We start from the raw sequence: 16,783 nt of genomic DNA on the forward strand, positions 1-16,783 counted from the left end.
ATATGAAACATTACAATTACATTTTCACTGGTGCAGGTTTGTCCGCTTTGATGACAGTCTATAAAATGGCGTTATCCGGAAAATTTAAGGACAAAACGATTCTGCTTATTGATGAGGATGTAAAAAAAACGAATGACAGGACTTGGTGTTTTTGGGAAGAAAACGATTCCGTATGGGAAAAATCAATCTCCAAAAAATGGAATTCGGCGCTGTTTGCCAATGCTGATTTTCGTCGGACTTTAGATTTATTGCCGTATCAGTACAATATGATCCAAGGATTGGATTTTTACAATCAGGTATTTGAACGCATTCTGAATGAAACCAACATCCATTTCATCAACCAGAGAGTAATAGACATCAATGAAATTCCAAATCATGTCTATGTGGCGACAGAAGCGGACAGTTTTACCTGTGACAGTCTTTTTAACAGCATTTACAGAAAACAAGAAGCGGAAAACCAAACCAAATATCCTGTTTTGCAACAGCATTTTATAGGTTGGTTTATAAAAAGTGAAGAAGCTGTCTTTAATCAAGAGCAAGCTACTTTTATGGATTTTTCGGTGGATCAAAGAGGCAACACCCGCTTTATGTACGTTTTGCCCACTTCAAAAACCGAAGCCTTACTAGAATACACCCTATTCTCGCACCAACTTTTAGAGAGAAGCGAGTACGAAGAGGAGATTCAAAAATACATTCGGAAACTCGGTATTAGTAACTACGAAATAATCGAAAAAGAAAGAGGAAGTATTCCTATGAGCTGCTATCCATTTTGGAAAAAAAATACCAAACGCGTTCTCAACATAGGAACTGCGGGTGGCTGGACCAAAGCTAGTACGGGCTATACCTTCAAAAACTCCGACAAGAAATCGACTGAACTAATTGAATTCATTCAAAAGGATAGCGATCTAAGAAAGTTCCATAAAAAGACTAAATTCTGGTTTTATGACTTGCTTTTGTTAGATATATTAGACCGTCACAACGAAATGGGAGCCCATCTCTTTTCCTCGATGTTTAAAAAAGGAGATTCCACCTTAATCTTTAAGTTCTTGGATGAAGAAACTTCGTTGCTCGAAGACATTCAGGTCATTTTAAAATGCCCAAAAATGCCTTTTATCAGTGCTTTAATTCGATCGATTAAGTATTTATGATAGTAAATTAGCTCCAAAAATACCGTCTATTAAACAATAACAAAACTTTATAATGCAACTAATGGAGTTCTTTTTAAACTTCGTAACTTTGCTTATTAAAAAATTAATATTTAAAATACAAAGATATGTATCCAGAAGAAATGGTAAAACCAATGCAAGCTGAATTAACAGTAGCAGGTTTTCAAGATTTACATAGTGCAGAAGCGGTTGATAACGCAATAAAAGCAGAAGGAACTACACTAGTTGTTGTAAACTCTGTATGTGGTTGTGCTGCTAGAAATGCGCGTCCAGGAGCAAAAATGAGCTTAGACGGAGCAAAAAAACCAGACCATTTGATCACGGTTTTCGCAGGTGTTGACAAAGAAGCGGTAGATGCTGCAAGACAACACATGTTCCCTTTTCCTCCATCATCGCCATGTATGGCTTTGTTCAAAAACGGAGAATTGGTTCATATGTTAGAGCGTCATCACATTGAAGGTCGCCCAGCTGAAATGATCGCTGAGAACTTACAAGATGCTTTTAACGAGCACTGTTAATACTATAATTTAACCGTAAAGGTTACAAAGTATTTGTACTAAGTTCGCAAAGATTTTAACCGCAGATTCACAGATTCTAAATTTGTGAAGCTGCGGTTTTTTTGTTTGTAGCTATTTTACTTCGTCAGTTCGCTTCGCTCGCGTCAGCTATTCGTTACAATCTTTTTTCCCGCTAAAAACGCGGGTAAAAAAGGATTTCCACTGCTATCTGGGCTAGAAATGTTTTGTGTAGGAAAAATGTATATATTTGAGAAATGAGAAAAATAAAAACACATATGACTTTAAACCTAGGAATACTAATAGTATTAATTATTGGTGCTTTTTTTTCATACATAAGTGCTGAAAAAGACAATATAAAGAAAGATGAAATTGAAGCTAAAACGGACTCTTTAGTAAAAACAGGAAAAGAGACTATTGATAATTTAAATATAGTAAGTAAAGATGTTTTAAAAGCTCAAGAACAAGCTAATATTACATACAATAAAATAAAGGAAACTTATGATAACACGATTGAAAATCTAGAAAAATCCGATCTAAATTATAAAACTAATCTAGAGAATTTAGAAAGAACTCTTGAAGCGAAAAATTCAATTTTAGAATCGCAAAAAGACATGATTTCGAAATTAACTGGTGGAGATAGTTATCCGTATTTCACAATTGAAGCCAAGAAATTAAAACTAAATATAAACGGGAAATATAGTATTCCGAATTTACATTTTGTAATATACTTTTTGAAAGATTATCTACTTGAAGACGAAAACAACTTAAAAAAATATTTGTTTGAGGGAAAAATGTCAACAAATATCTTAAAGATAAATGAAGGGACAATACCTAAGTTATTTGTAAATAAAAATTATAATAGTTTAGAATTATCTAATGTAGTTTTACAAAGTATAAAAGATGATACATATTCAGGGATTGATATTAAGTTCACCTCGGAGTTCAAGACATGGTCCCAAACTATTCGATTAAATAAAAACATATTAGATAATAATATTATAGAAATATGTAATGTTATTTATGAGTTAAAGGATACTAAATCAGAAAACCCCTTTGAATTAGCAAAAAGGATTAAAGCGGAGTCTTCTAAAAATTTCAATTTACCAATTGAAATATTTCAAAAGCTTAATAAAATATCTCTTGTCAATAATTTAATAATTATATATCCTAAAATAGAAATTCTGGATTTGAAATCAAGTGAAATTGAAAAAAACTTAAATTACTTTAATATAGATGAATTTAAGTGATAAAAAACCTGATCCCCAGCTAGCACTAGCGTCACACTCGTAAACATAAAACTGATAATAGCCAAACTAATTGCATAAGTCAAAAAGTTACTCCTATAGATATCTAACTCAAAGTTAAAATTATTATAAAACCACCGCTTATCCCCTTCTTCCTTACAAAAAGTAATATTTTTATAAAATGAAAAAATCGATACTTACTCTTTGTGTTTTGGCGGCTGTTGTATTGTCTTGTAATAAGAAAAAAGACGCTCAAGATGAAATCATTAAAAACGATACTATTGCAGCAGTAATGCCATTATCAACAGCGGATTCTATTGTTAATCAGGCAATCGAAGCGCACGGTGGTGAATTATACTCAAAGGCTGATTACTCTTTTGTTTTTAGAGATAAAAAATACCATTTTAAAAATGACGGAAACAACTTTGAATATTCCTCTGAAGTTCAAAAAGGAGATTCTCTTATCAAAGATGTAATGATTAACAATGACTTTAAGCGATACATCAATACAAAGCAGCAAACTTTGAGTAAAGAAGACGCGGGTAAATATGGAGAGTCATTGAACTCCGTTATTTATTTTGCTACGCTTCCTTACAAATTGCAAGATGCTTCAGTAAACAAAAAATTTATTGAAGAAACCACAATCAAAGGAAAGCAGTATGATGTAATCGAAGTTACTTTTGGTCAAGATGGTGGCGGTAAAGATTTTGATGATGAATTTCATTATTGGATAAACAAACAAACGCATAAGATTGATTATTTAGCATATAGCTACCTAACAAATGATGGTGGAATACGCTTTAGAGCCGCTTTTAACACAAGAGTAGTTGACGGCATAACTTTTCAGGATTATATCAATTATGAAGCGCCATTAGAAACCGCTTTAAAAGATTTACCTAAATTATACGAACAAGGAAAGCTGAAAGAACTATCTAAAGTTCTAACGGAAAATGTTGTTAATAATCAAAAATAAATAATCTTAGGCAAAATGCTATCGCTAAACTCTTTCCCTAGCCCAGATTACTTCACTTGACTATATTTTTATAGGAGTTCAGTGAACTTCGTTTGCAGCGTCATCCTCTTGTAGCAGCGATAGAGCAAAGCTGACACGAGCAAAGCGAACTGACGAAGTAAAATAGCTCCCAAAAAAAATACCGATAATTCGCTAATTAAAAAGTTATCTGTAATTATGATAAATTAAAATTTGTGAATTTGGGGTTATTTTAATCATGTGTATTCCTTACCATAGAAACTTAGAACCTCCTAACCTTTGCTCCTCTGAACCTTTTTTCATACTTTTGCAAAAATAATTTTTCACACTTAAACCGTTTATAGCATGCAACTGTATAACACTTTAAGCGCAGAAGAAAGAGCAATCATGATTGATGATGCCGGAAAACAAAGACTTACTTTGTCTTTCTATGCTTATGCGCAAATTCAAGATCCAACACAATTTCGTAACGATTTATTCCGCGCTTGGGACCCACTAGTGATTCTTGGTCGTATTTATGTGGCCAAAGAAGGAATAAATGCCCAGTTATCGCTACCCGCAGATAATTTTTATGCTTTTAAAGACACTATTGAAAAGTATGATTTCATGCAAGGCATGCGATTGAATATTGCTGTGGAACAAGACGATCACTCGTTTTTGAAATTGACTGTTAAAGTGCGTGACAAGATTGTTGCTGATGGTTTGAATGATGAAACTTTTGATGTGACTAATATTGGGGTTCACTTAAAAGCCAAAGAATTCAATGATATTTTGGATGACCCCAATACGATTGTTGTTGATTTTCGAAATCACTACGAGAGTGAAATTGGCTATTTTAAAGGAGCGATTACGCCTGATGTAGATACTTTTAGAGAATCATTGCCTATTATCAATGAGCAGTTACAAGATTTTAAAGAAGATAAAAACTTAGTGATGTATTGCACTGGAGGAATTCGTTGCGAAAAAGCTTCGGCATACTTTAAACACCAAGGTTTTAAAAATGTATTCCAGTTAGAGGGTGGTATTATTAACTACGCAAAGCAAATTAAGGAAGAGGAATTAGAGAGTAAATTCATTGGTAAAAACTTTGTATTTGATCACCGCTTAGGCGAAAGAATCACTGACGATATCGTATCACAATGCCACCAATGTGGGAAACCCTGTGATGTACATACGAACTGTATCAATGAAGGTTGCCATTTGTTGTTTATCCAATGTGAAGAATGTGCTCAAGCCATGCAAGGTTGTTGTTCACAGGATTGTATTGATATTATTCACTTACCAGAAGAAGAGCAAAAAGCAGTACGTCGTGGTGTTAAAAACGGAAATAAGATTTTCAAGAAAGGAAAATCAGATGTGCTGACTTTTAAAAATAGAGACGCAAATCTTGATCCTTTGGCCGCAGTTCCTAATCTTGTCGATTTAACTAAATCGAAAGCATTGGCTAAGAAAGAGCCAAAAATTAAAAAACAATACATTGGTAGAGGAACCCACTTTTTCCCAAAACCAAGTGTTGGCCAATTTACAATTGAAGAAAATGAAATTAAAATAGGTGATACTATTTTGATTAAAGGAATGACAACTGGAGAACAAAAATTAGTGCTTACTGAAATGCTAGTTAATGATAAAGTGGCAGATAAAGCGGTTGCAAATGATGTTTGTACTTTCAAATTACCTTTTAGAATTCGTTTATCAGATAAATTATATAAAGTTTTAGACTAAATATCTATTTTAAAAATACTTCCAAAGCCTATTTCATTCATTTGAAATAGGCTTTTTTACATTTAAACACCTAAATCACAACATTTTCAAAAACAGAAATCAATAACAAAAATCGATTTAGTTAATAATATTTACATTAATCAAGCGTAACACACAAATAATACTGTTAATAAATGTTAAAATGTATTAGATTTACGTAAACTTATACACTTAACTAACCATGAAAAAAACGTATTTAATTCTATTGCTGTTCTTTTTTGGAATCACTACCGGTTATTCTCAAAATATCACAGTAAAAGGTAAGGTTTCAGATGCCAAAACTTTACCATTACCAGGCGCAAATGTGTCTCTGAAAGGATCCAAGACTACCGTTGCAACGGATATGGATGGAAATTATCAAATTGAAGCTTCAAAAGGAGCTACTTTGGTTTTTTCATACATTGGATTTATAAGCCAAGAGGCCAAAGTTTCAGGTAGTACTCTGAGTGTTTCTTTAAAAGAAGACGGAGAAACCAAACTAGACGAAGTAGTTGTAACCGCAATGGGAATCAGCAGCAAGTCGAAGTCTTTAGGTTACGCAAACCAAACGATTAAAGCTGCAGACATTGAACGTCCTGGGCAGTTAAATGCATTGCAGGCACTGCAAGGAAGTATTTCTGGAGTTACAATCAGCAAAACTTCTGGAGAAGCAGGAGGAGGAGTCGATATCTTGATCAGGGGAGTTTCCTCATTGAGTACAGGCAGCAACAACCAACCTTTGATTATTATTGACGGTAATCCAGTTAACAATAGTACGATATCTGGAAATGTTTTATCAAGTGCGAATACATCTTCGCCGGGAAGCAACGAGCAATTTGGTTTTTCAAACCGTTCTATAGACATCAACCCTAATGATATCGAGACTTATACGGTACTAAAAGGAGCTGGAGCTACAGCACTTTATGGAATTTTAGCTGGTAATGGAGTTATTATTATCACCACTAAAAAAGGAAAAGAGGGAAAAACAAAAGTAAATTTCTCTTCAAGTGTAACCATGAGTGAGGTAAATAAATACCCTGAATTACAATCAACATGGAGAGAAGGATCTGGTTTATCTCCTAGAGTTTTAAGCATGAATGCGGATACGCCTTCTGGTGTTTCTTACTACCCTGGATTTACTTCTGGTTTCCAAACTAATGGTCCTGCTTATTCAAGTAGTGATGATTCGAGTATTAAGTTTAGAGATTTTTACAAAGATTTTTTTAAAACTGGTATTAACACGACTAACAATATTAGTTTGAGCGGAGGATCTGAAAAAATGAATTATTTCGTTTCTGCCTCTTCAAGCAAAGATGAAGGAATCGTACCAAATACAGAATACGCTAGAAAAACCTTGAAATTTAATGGAGGTTATAAACTTTCAGAAAACTTAAAAATGGGAACATCGGTTTCTTACGCTAATTCTGGAGGAACTCGTGCAAATACTGGAGATAAATCAATAATGAGTTCATTATCTTATTGGTCTCCATCTATAGACATTAACGATTATTTGACTGCATCTGGAGGCGAGAAAGATTGGACTGTGGGAACTATTGACCAACCTATCTATTTTGCGATGACAAGTAATCTACATGACAAAGTTGACCGCTGGATTGCCTCCGCTGATTTGAATTGGCAAGCAAAACCTTGGTTAAACATAGTATACAGAGGAAGTGTTGACAACTATTCAGAAACAAGAAACAGATACGCTGGTCCGGACTTAGATCCAGGATCCCCTGTAAACGGTTTTATCGTTAATGAAAAAATTAATTTTAGAGGTTTAAACTCTGATATATTGGCAACAGCCACTAAAACATTCGGAGATTTTAATACGTCTGCAATGATTGGTAATCAAATTTTTGAGACCAACTCTGATTATGGTTTTGTAAGAGGTGAAGGATTGTTGTTACCTAAGTTTAATAATATTGCGAATACGATCAATAAATATGCTGCACAAACTACCGAAATAGTTAGAACGGTTGGTTATTTTACTGAGTTGAAAGCAGACTATAAAGAAAGAGTATTTCTAGCGGCTACAGGAAGAAGAGATTACGCCTCTACTCTACCTACTGCTAATCGAGCATTTAATTATTTTTCTTCTAATCTTGCTTTTGTATTTCATGATTTGGTAGACAAAGAAGGAAGTATACTTTCTTTCGGGAAACTGCGTGGGTCATGGGCTCAAGTTGGAAAAATTCCACCTTTTGGAATTGGAAGATACAGCTACCCAGATACTCCGTTTAATGGTGTAGGAGGAGTTAGTCTTGGTACTGTTGATGCAGATCCAAATATCAAAGCGGAGATTGTTACCACAACAGAAGCTGGTATTGATTTACGTTTCTTTCAAAATCGCATTCGTCTAGAATACACTTATTTTGATAGAAAAAGTGACGGACAAATTCTAAAAGTAACTTTACCACAAAGTACTGGTTTAACAGGAACTTGGACTAATTCTGGTTCTTTAAAAACTACAGGACACGAATTGACATTAGCTGCTGACATCGTTAAAAGCGAAGATTTCAAATGGACTGCGATAGCTAACTTTACCGCTTATGAAACGGAAGTATTGTCTATCCCTTTTGATAATATTGATTTTGCTTACAATGGTGGTGCCGACATTTATTCAAGAATTAAAGTTGGTGATGCTGCAGGTTCTTTATACGGTAGAACTTGGACTTATGTTGATGGTCAAAGATTAATTGGTTCAAATGGATTACCAGTAATCGCAAAAGACGTTAATGGAGCAGTACTTTATTCTAAAGTTGGAAACGCTTTTCCAGACTATGTTCTAACGTTAAATAACACTTTCAAATACAAAAACTGGGATTTAGGATTCATGTTTGAGTATAAAAAAGGCGGTGAAGGATTTGATCCAGCAGAAAGAAATGGTATTAGAAATGGTATTTTAAAAATGACTGAAGACAGAAATCACACTGCCGTTTTAGAAGGTGTAAAAGCGGACGGTTCTCAAAACGACATTCCTGTAACAATTGATGGTAATAGCTATTATAGAAACACAATTATCAACCAAGCATCTGAAATATTAATCCAAGATACTTCATGGTTGAAGCTTAGAAATGTGTCTTTAACCTATAATTTATCATCTAATTTGGTGTCTAAATTGAAATTATCGAGTGCTTCTTTCTCTGCAAGTGGAAATAACTTTTTGTTATGGACACCTTTCAGAGGATTTGATCCAGAAGGACAACAATTTGGTTCAGGAAGTAATGTTTATGGTTTCTCTGGTTTAAATATTCCTTTGACACAATCGTATACATTGGGCTTAAACATTGGATTTTAATTTTTAAACGAAACGAATTATGAAAAAAATATTTAAAATTGCTACTGTACTTACGTTAGCAATCTCCGTTTATAGTTGCAGTGACAACTATTACGACACGAACACGCCGAGTAACGCCGTTTCCTCTGAATCGGTTGGTATTAATAACATTTTATCTTCTTCTATTCAATACACAATGACTGCGCAATATAGTGCAGCTACGAGTTTGGCTCAAGTTGACCAACATATTGCATCGGCTTTTAACGATCAGAATATTGACAAGCATTACCAATCTTCATTAGATGAATACTGGAGACTTGTTTATTCGAAAGCACTTCCAAATATTAAAGTTTTGGAAGAAAAAGCAACTGCTACTAATTCAAGTCATTATCTTGCTATTGCAAAAGTATTAAAAGCAATAAACATGGGCTTTACTACTGATCTACATGGAGACGTTCCTTATTCAGAAGCTACTCTTGCTGCAACTAATTTTTATCCAAAATACGATGCACAACAGCTTATCTACACGGATGTTATTAAGTTGTTAGATGACGCAATTGTATTATTTGCATCTCCAAACACTTCTACATTCAACCCAGGAGCAGATGATTTGATCTACGGCGGAAAAGCAGCAAGCTGGACGAAAGCGGCTTACACTTTCAAAGCTAGATTCCAATTGCACTTAATGAAAGTAAACGGAGCTAATGCCACAGCTACTGCTGTTTTGGCAAGTTTATCAAAGGGCTTCACTGCTAATAGTGATGATTTCCAATTAAAATACAATAGCGTAAATACAAATCCTTGGTATCAGTCTCAACTAGGTCTGTCTACTGGAAATCTTACCTTTTATATTTCAAATCATTTCATTAGTTATATGAATGGAGGAATCGTTTTCCCGTTTGCCTCTCCGTCATTAACAATGGACCCAAGAATGCCTTTATTAGTTGATCTAAGTACGTATTCAAGCGCTGGAATTTCTGCGGGTCCAGATCCAACTGTAGTTGCAAACTATATAGGCTCAACAAATGGAACTGGTACTAGCTCTAAAACTAAAATTGGAACTCAGTTTTTTTATTCAAAAATCGATTCTCCGTTAGTATATCTTACTTATTCTGAAGCGAAATTTATGGAGGCAGAAGCTCAATTTCTTCTATCGGGAGGAACTTCAACAAGTGTTGGTACAAATGCTGCAGCAAATGCTGCTTACCTTGCTGGAATTTCAGCTAATATGGACAAACTTGGTGTTGTTGCTGCTAATAAAAATGCATATCTAGCTGATGCGTCTATCGCTAAAGGAGTTGCAGCATTAGAATTAAAAGATATCATGAGACAAAAATTTATTGCCTTATTCTTAAATCCAGAAGTATTCACTGATTATAGACGATATGATTTTTCAACAAATGCTTTCAAAAATTTAACTAAGCCAGCAAATACTGACCCTTTAAATGAAGGAAAATGGATTAGACGATACGTTTATTCAAGTAATGAAAGAGGAGCAAATACAGAAAATTATAATTTAAATTTCAAACCTATGATTAGCCCAGTTTGGTGGGATAAATAATATTTTAGACAAAAAATTAGTTTTTTTGCTCATTTACAAAAGCCTATTTCATTCATTTGAAATAGGCTTTTTTTATTAAATATTTATGAATTATTGCCGTTTTCAATGGTTGTTACATAAACTTAAAAAATGCTATCTTTACCAATTAATCGTTTTAAGAACATAAGTTGTGTTTATCACAACACTATATATAAAATTATGGCATGTACAAGTTGTTCAACTTCTGATGGTGGATCACCAAAGGGTTGTAAAAATAATGGGACTTGCGGCACCGATAGCTGCAATAAATTAACTGTTTTCGATTGGCTTTCTAACATGAGTTTACCTACCGGCCAGGCACCTTTTGACTGTGTCGAGGTTCGTTTCAAGAACGGTAGAAAAGAATTTTACCGCAATACTGAAAAATTGACGTTAAGCATGGGAGACATTGTAGCTACGGTTGCATCTCCAGGTCATGATATTGGAATTGTTACTTTAACTGGGGAGCTGGTTAAAATCCAAATGAAGAAAAAAGGAGTTAGTCCTGATAGTAATGAAGTTCCAAAAATCTATAGAAAAGCATCTCAAAAAGATATTGATATTTGGTCAGCTGCACGTGAGAAAGAAGAACCAATGAAGGTTCGCGCTCGTGAATTAGCGATTGCCCAAAAACTAGAAATGAAAATTTCTGATATCGAATTTCAAGGTGATGGATCAAAAGCGACTTTTTACTATACTGCAAATGACAGAGTCGATTTTAGACTTTTGATTAAGGACTTCGCAAAAGAATTCAGCACTAGAGTTGAGATGAAACAAGTAGGTTTCCGTCAGGAAGCAGCTCGTTTAGGAGGAATTGGATCTTGTGGAAGAGAATTATGTTGTTCTACTTGGTTAACCGACTTTAGAAGTGTAAATACTTCTGCAGCACGTTACCAACAATTGTCTTTGAATCCACAAAAGCTGGCAGGACAATGCGGAAAATTAAAATGCTGTTTGAACTATGAGTTAGACACTTATATGGATGCGTTGAAAGGTTTTCCTGATTTCGAAACTAAATTAGTTACAGAAAAAGGGGACGCAATTTGCCAAAAACAAGATATTTTCAAAGGTCTAATGTGGTTTGCTTACACGAATAATTTTGCCAACTGGCATGTATTAAAAATCGAAAAAGTAAAAGAAATCATTACTGAAAACAAGTTGAAAAACAAAGTTTCATCATTAGAAGATTTTGCAATTGAAATCATTCAAGAAACGGAAAAAGATTTTAATAATGCTATGGGGCAGGAAAGTTTAACTCGTTTTGACCAACCTAAAAAAAGGAAAAAACCAAACAAAAAACCAAGACCAGCAGGAGAAAATGTAATTGTTGCAAATAACAAGAAACCAGCAAACAACAACAATTCTCCAGCTAACGAAAAGAAACCAGCAGCACCAAGAAAACCTATAATTATTAAAAAAAATGAGACTAAAAAATAGCTTTTTTATTCTTCTGACGGTGTTTCTTATTTATTCATGTGATAAAAAAAGAGTATTTGATGAATATAAAACGGTAGGAAGCGCCTGGCATAAAGACAGCATTATCACTTTCGATTTGCCAGTTCTGGATTCCACAAAACGCTATAATGTATTCATAAATTTAAGAGACAATAACAATTATCAATACAACAACCTCTTTTTGATTGTTTCCATGGAAAAACCAAATGGATACACAAAAGTGGATACCTTGGAATACCAAATGGCCAATCCAGACGGTACATTACTTGGAGATGGATTTACTGATATTAAGGAAAGTAAATTGTTTTACAAAGAAAATGTGAAGTTCAAAGGAAAGTACAAAGTACAGATCAAACAAGCTGTCAGGGAAACAGGTAAAGTCCCAGGGGTAACACACTTAGAGGGTATCACTGATGTAGGTTTAAGAATAGAAAAAATAGAATAGGATAATTTATGGCTACGAAACAAAACAACAATAAGGTTAATACGGTCAATAAAGACTTTAAGTATTATACTAAAACATTTTGGAAAATTTTCTTTTATGGAATGGGCGCACTCGTGCTATTTTTCTTGTTTGCCTCATGGGGACTGTTGGGTTCCATGCCTTCATTTGAGGACTTGGAAAACCCAGATTCAAATTTAGCCACTGAAGTAATCTCTTCTGACGGAGTTGTTATTGGTAAATATTTTCAAAAAAACAGATCTCAATTAAAGTATTCCGATTTACCTAAAAACCTAGTAGATGCCTTGGTTGCAACTGAAGACGAAAGGTTTTATGAGCATTCAGGTATTGACGGAAGAGGTACCTTAAGAGCCATCGCTAGCTTAGGAAGCAGTGGAGGAGCAAGTACTTTGACACAACAATTAGCCAAACAATTATTTCACGGTGAAGGATCAAAATTTCTGCCTTTCAGAATTATACAAAAAGCAAAAGAATGGATTATTGCCATTCGATTAGAAAGACAATACACTAAAAATGAAATATTGGCCATGTATTGCAATATTTACGATTTTGGGAATTTTTCTGTAGGTGTAAGCTCAGCAGCACAAACTTATTTTTCGAAAGAACCAAAAAATCTTACTATAGATGAGTCAGCTATATTAGTTGGAATGTTCAAAAACTCGACCTTATACAACCCGGTAAGAAATCCACAAGGAGTAAAAAATCGTAGAAACGTTGTGCTTGCTCAAATGGAGAAAAGCAAAATGATTACTGAAGCACAAAAATTAAAGCTACAAAGCTTACCTATCACGTTGCATTTCAAATTAGAAAGTCACCGTGAAGGAACAGCTACTTATTTTAGAGAGTACCTTAGGGATTACTTAAAAAAATGGGCTGATGAAAATAAAAAGCCAGATGGCTCAGATTACGACATCTACAAAGATGGATTAAAAATCTATACTACCATTGACTCTAGAATGCAATTGCATGCTGAAGAAGCCGTTTCTGCGCATATGGCAAACCTTCAAGAAGAGTTTTTCATACAGGCAAAAAACAATAAAAACGCACCTTTCGTAAATATTTCTAGTGCCGAAACCCAGCGTATTCTAACCCAAGCTATGAAACAGTCAAATAGGTGGAGTGTTTTAAAATCTCTTGACAAAACTGACGAAGAAATCATAAAATCATTTAGCGAAAAAGTGAAAATGACGGTCTTTACCTGGAAAGGTGAAAAAGATACCATTATGACTCCTATTGACTCTATTCGTTATTACAAGCATTTCCTGCAATCAGGATTAATGGCCATGGAACCACAAACAGGAAGCATAAAAGCCTGGGTAGGTGGAATCAATTACAAATATTTCCAGTACGATCACGTTGGTCAAGGTGCTAGACAAGTTGGATCTACATTTAAACCTTTTGTTTACGCCACAGCGATCGAACAATTAAACATGTCTCCATGTGATTCGATTATCGATGCTCCCTTTACTATGCCAGCAGGACGCCACCATGCAACAGAAGCTTGGTCACCTAAAAACTCTGACAACAAATACAGAGGAATGGTGACTTTGAAAAAAGCATTGGCCAATTCGATCAATACCATATCTGCCAAATTGATGGATAAAGTTGGGCCTGAAGCGGTAGTCAAATTAACGCATAAATTAGGGGTGAAATCTGAAATTCCGCTACAAGCATCCATAGCATTAGGAGCAGTAGACATTACCGTTGAGGATATGGTTGCAGCATACGGAACGTTTGCTAATCAAGGTGTTTATATCAAACCCCAGTTCTTGACTAGAATTGAGGATAAAAGCGGTGTTATAATCTACGAACCTATTCCTGAATCACATGATGTTTTAAACAAAGACATCGCATTTGCAATTATTAAATTATTGGAAGGAGTAACTGAAGGTGGTTCTGGAAACAGATTAAGAACTGAAGGTGGAGGTTATGGATACAATAGAATTACGGGATATCCTTATAAATTCACAAACCCTATTGCGGGTAAAACAGGTACAACTCAAAACCAATCTGATGGTTGGTTCATGGGAATGGTTCCAAACCTTGTTACAGGTGTTTGGGTAGGTTGCGAAGATCGTTCAGCGAGGTTCAAGAGTATAACTTACGGGCAAGGGGCAACTGCTGCATTGCCAGTTTGGGCATACTTCATGAAGCTTTGCTATGCTGACCCTGAACTTAAAGTATCTAAAGAAGAATTTGAACGACCAGCAAATCTTTCTATTAAAGTAGATTGCTATTCTGCTCCAAAAGTAAAAGATACTACTGCCGTTCAAAACACAGATGAGTTCGAGTTTTAAAAGTCTTAGAAGCTATTTCCAGCTATTCGCTATAGCTGCCTTGGTTGAACTACAACCACAAAGGATGACGCTACTATCTGGATTATATATATACTATTAATTACATTATTAGAACCAAATCATATGATTAATAAAAAAGTAAATTCTGTTCAAGAAGCACTTCAGGGTGTCGAAAATGGCATGACCATTATGCTGGGTGGTTTTGGATTATGCGGTATTCCCGAAAATTCAATTGCAGAACTGGTAAAAAAAGAAACTAATAATTTGACTTGTATTTCAAACAATGCCGGTGTCGATGATTTTGGACTTGGCTTGTTATTGCAAAAAAAACAAATTAAAAAAATGGTTTCTTCTTATGTGGGAGAAAATGCCGAATTTGAACGCCAAATGCTTTCTGGTGAATTAGATGTTGAGTTAATTCCACAAGGGACTTTAGCGGAGCGCTGCAGATCTGCACAAGCCGGAATTCCAGCTTTCTATACTCCTGCAGGTTACGGAACTGAAGTAGCCGAAGGCAAAGAAGTTCGCGAATTCAACGGAAAAATGCACATTATGGAGCATGCTTTCAATGCTGATTTTGCCATTGTAAAAGCCTGGAAAGGAGATACAGCTGGAAATTTAATCTTTAAAGGAACTGCTCGAAACTTCAACCCTTGTATGGCAGGTGCTGCGAAAATCACTGTTGCTGAAGTAGAGGAATTAGTCGAAGCCGGAACATTAGATCCTAACCAAATTCATATTCCTGGAATATTCGTTCAACGAATCTTTCAAGGAGAGCTATATGAGAAAAGAATAGAACAACGTACTGTAAGGCAAAAATAGTATTTAGTATTCCTTTCGAAAACAAAACTTATATGACTTATATGTTTTAAAAAAATAAAAATTATGTTAGACAAAATTGGAATAGCAAAACGCATCGCTCAAGAATTAAAAGACCGTTATTTTGTTAACTTAGGGATAGGAATACCCACTTTGGTAGCAAACTATATCCCTCAGGGAATTGATGTCGAATTTCAAAGCGAAAATGGCGTTCTAGGTATGGGTCCATTCCCTTTTGAAGGAGAGGAAGATGCCGATATTATAAATGCTGGAAAACAAACCATAACAACTTTACCAGGTGCGAGTTTTTTTGATTCGGCTTTGAGTTTTGGAATGATCCGCGGACAACATGTTGATTTAACCATTCTTGGTGCGATGGAAGTGGCCGAAAACGGAGATATTGCCAACTGGAAGATCCCAGGTAAAATGGTAAAAGGAATGGGTGGCGCAATGGATTTAGTTGCTTCTGCCGAAAATATTATTGTTGCCATGATGCACGTCAACAAAAAAGGAGAGTCAAAAATCCTTAAAAAATGCAGCCTTCCATTAACTGGAGTTGGTTGCGTAAAAAAAATAGTTACTGAATTGGCTGTATTGGAAGTAACTCCAAAAGGATTCAAACTACTAGAACGTGCTCCAGGTGTAACTGTAGAACACATAATCGCTTCGACTGAAGCGGAATTGATTATTGAAGGTGATATTCCTGAAATGGTAATTGATTAATAATATCATAAGTAATTTTAAACATAAATGCATCCTTAGTTAGGATGCATTTATGTTTATATACATTATTCCGACAAAAAAGAATCGTCTTATTGAGTAATTTGGTATTTACACCCTTTCAATAGTTTACAATAAACGTAGTTTTAGCGTCTCCATGTTCGTTCTACTAAATGGTTTCTCAACAAACTCAATTATTTTAGAATATGATTCAGCCTTGTCTTTGTCTCCCTGATCTACTGAAGAAGTGACCATGACTACCTCGATCTTTTTATCAAAATCCTCTTGATGGATAATATCTAACAGTCCCCATCCATCCATAACGGGCATATTAATGTCTAAAAACAACAAAATAGGAGTATCATCAGGAACACTTTTAAAGAATTCTAAAGCCTTCAGTGCCGAATTGAACGTTTTTGGTGATTCGTGAAGACCAACAGCCTGAATTATTTTACTATGTAAAAACAGCACTATTTCGTCATCATCTACAACTACTACATTATAATTCATT

Annotated in this window: 13 protein-coding genes; 12 read left to right on the forward strand and 1 reads right to left on the reverse strand. The window is 34.8% G+C overall.

Features of this window, described 5'->3' with window-relative positions:
- Positions 1 to 2: 2 nt before the first annotated feature.
- The 12 genes from BLV91_RS00815 (at position 3) to BLV91_RS00870 (ending at position 16,275) form a co-directional block, all read left to right on the forward strand.
- The gene (locus BLV91_RS00815) at positions 3 to 1,148 is read left to right on the forward strand and encodes a lycopene cyclase family protein (RefSeq protein WP_091428554.1); all 1,146 of its coding nucleotides are present in this window, start codon (positions 3 to 5) and stop codon (positions 1,146 to 1,148) included.
- 125 nt (positions 1,149 to 1,273) lie between these two features.
- The gene (locus BLV91_RS00820; protein WP_007136745.1) at positions 1,274 to 1,684 is read left to right on the forward strand and encodes a BrxA/BrxB family bacilliredoxin; all 411 of its coding nucleotides are present in this window, start codon (positions 1,274 to 1,276) and stop codon (positions 1,682 to 1,684) included.
- Positions 1,685 to 1,938: 254 nt separating this feature from the next.
- Positions 1,939 to 2,931, forward strand: a complete 993-nt coding sequence (locus BLV91_RS00825) for a hypothetical protein (RefSeq protein ID WP_091428556.1) — start codon at positions 1,939 to 1,941, stop codon at positions 2,929 to 2,931.
- Between the two features lie 178 nt (positions 2,932 to 3,109).
- Positions 3,110 to 3,901 (forward strand): DUF6503 family protein, encoded by a 792-nt coding sequence (locus tag BLV91_RS00830; RefSeq protein WP_091428557.1) that lies wholly within the window; start codon positions 3,110 to 3,112, stop codon positions 3,899 to 3,901.
- A 363-nt stretch (positions 3,902 to 4,264) separates the two neighbouring features.
- Entirely contained in the window at positions 4,265 to 5,641 is a 1,377-nt protein-coding gene (gene trhO / locus BLV91_RS00835) for an oxygen-dependent tRNA uridine(34) hydroxylase TrhO (RefSeq protein ID WP_091428559.1), read from the forward strand.
- 220 nt (positions 5,642 to 5,861) lie between these two features.
- Positions 5,862 to 8,960, forward strand: a complete 3,099-nt coding sequence (locus BLV91_RS00840) for a SusC/RagA family TonB-linked outer membrane protein (protein ID WP_091428561.1) — start codon at positions 5,862 to 5,864, stop codon at positions 8,958 to 8,960.
- A 19-nt stretch (positions 8,961 to 8,979) separates the two neighbouring features.
- Positions 8,980 to 10,500, forward strand: coding sequence for a SusD/RagB family nutrient-binding outer membrane lipoprotein (locus BLV91_RS00845; RefSeq protein WP_091428562.1), 1,521 nt, complete (start codon positions 8,980 to 8,982; stop codon positions 10,498 to 10,500).
- Positions 10,501 to 10,698: 198 nt separating this feature from the next.
- Positions 10,699 to 11,955 carry a PSP1 domain-containing protein gene (locus tag BLV91_RS00850; protein WP_091428564.1) on the forward strand — a complete coding sequence of 419 codons (1,257 nt, stop codon included), beginning with the start codon at positions 10,699 to 10,701 and terminating at the stop codon, positions 11,953 to 11,955.
- A complete protein-coding gene (locus tag BLV91_RS00855) occupies positions 11,939 to 12,418 on the forward strand; it encodes a gliding motility lipoprotein GldH (RefSeq protein WP_091428566.1) in 480 nt (159 codons plus the stop codon). Before BLV91_RS00850 ends, BLV91_RS00855 begins: the two co-directional genes overlap by 17 nt.
- An 8-nt stretch (positions 12,419 to 12,426) precedes the next feature.
- Positions 12,427 to 14,733 carry a penicillin-binding protein 1A gene (locus BLV91_RS00860; protein WP_091428568.1) on the forward strand — a complete coding sequence of 769 codons (2,307 nt, stop codon included), beginning with the start codon at positions 12,427 to 12,429 and terminating at the stop codon, positions 14,731 to 14,733.
- Between the two features lie 123 nt (positions 14,734 to 14,856).
- Positions 14,857 to 15,555, forward strand: a complete 699-nt coding sequence (locus tag BLV91_RS00865; RefSeq protein ID WP_091428571.1) for a CoA transferase subunit A — start codon at positions 14,857 to 14,859, stop codon at positions 15,553 to 15,555.
- Positions 15,556 to 15,618: 63 nt separating this feature from the next.
- Complete coding sequence (locus tag BLV91_RS00870; protein ID WP_091428574.1) at positions 15,619 to 16,275, forward strand: CoA transferase subunit B; 657 nt, start codon at positions 15,619 to 15,621, stop codon at positions 16,273 to 16,275.
- Positions 16,276 to 16,401: 126 nt separating this feature from the next.
- On the opposite strand, the gene BLV91_RS00875 is transcribed toward BLV91_RS00870, so the two are convergent.
- Positions 16,402 to 16,782 carry a response regulator gene (locus BLV91_RS00875; protein ID WP_091428577.1) on the reverse strand — a complete coding sequence of 127 codons (381 nt, stop codon included), beginning with the start codon at positions 16,780 to 16,782 and terminating at the stop codon, positions 16,402 to 16,404.
- Between the last annotated feature and the right edge of the window lies 1 nt (position 16,783).

The organism is Flavobacterium degerlachei (assembly GCF_900106645.1).
GTDB lineage: Bacteria > Bacteroidota > Bacteroidia > Flavobacteriales > Flavobacteriaceae > Flavobacterium > Flavobacterium degerlachei.

Excerpts from the sequence above, each read along its gene's own strand:
- BLV91_RS00870 (WP_091428574.1), top strand. The coding sequence starts at position 15,619 with ATGTTAGACAAAATTGGAATAGCAAAACGCATCGCTCAAGAATTAAAA.
- BLV91_RS00815 (WP_091428554.1), top strand. The coding sequence starts at position 3 with ATGAAACATTACAATTACATTTTCACTGGTGCAGGTTTGTCCGCTTTG.
- BLV91_RS00840 (WP_091428561.1), top strand. The coding sequence starts at position 5,862 with ATGAAAAAAACGTATTTAATTCTATTGCTGTTCTTTTTTGGAATCACT.
- BLV91_RS00820 (WP_007136745.1), top strand. The coding sequence starts at position 1,274 with ATGTATCCAGAAGAAATGGTAAAACCAATGCAAGCTGAATTAACAGTA.
- BLV91_RS00845 (WP_091428562.1), top strand. The coding sequence starts at position 8,980 with ATGAAAAAAATATTTAAAATTGCTACTGTACTTACGTTAGCAATCTCC.
- BLV91_RS00865 (WP_091428571.1), top strand. The coding sequence starts at position 14,857 with ATGATTAATAAAAAAGTAAATTCTGTTCAAGAAGCACTTCAGGGTGTC.
- BLV91_RS00830 (WP_091428557.1), top strand. The coding sequence starts at position 3,110 with ATGAAAAAATCGATACTTACTCTTTGTGTTTTGGCGGCTGTTGTATTG.
- BLV91_RS00860 (WP_091428568.1), top strand. The coding sequence starts at position 12,427 with ATGGCTACGAAACAAAACAACAATAAGGTTAATACGGTCAATAAAGAC.
- BLV91_RS00855 (WP_091428566.1), top strand. The coding sequence starts at position 11,939 with ATGAGACTAAAAAATAGCTTTTTTATTCTTCTGACGGTGTTTCTTATT.
- BLV91_RS00825 (WP_091428556.1), top strand. The coding sequence starts at position 1,939 with ATGAGAAAAATAAAAACACATATGACTTTAAACCTAGGAATACTAATA.
- BLV91_RS00875 (WP_091428577.1), bottom strand. The coding sequence starts at position 16,782 with ATGAATTATAATGTAGTAGTTGTAGATGATGACGAAATAGTGCTGTTT.
- BLV91_RS00850 (WP_091428564.1), top strand. The coding sequence starts at position 10,699 with ATGGCATGTACAAGTTGTTCAACTTCTGATGGTGGATCACCAAAGGGT.
- trhO (WP_091428559.1), top strand. The coding sequence starts at position 4,265 with ATGCAACTGTATAACACTTTAAGCGCAGAAGAAAGAGCAATCATGATT.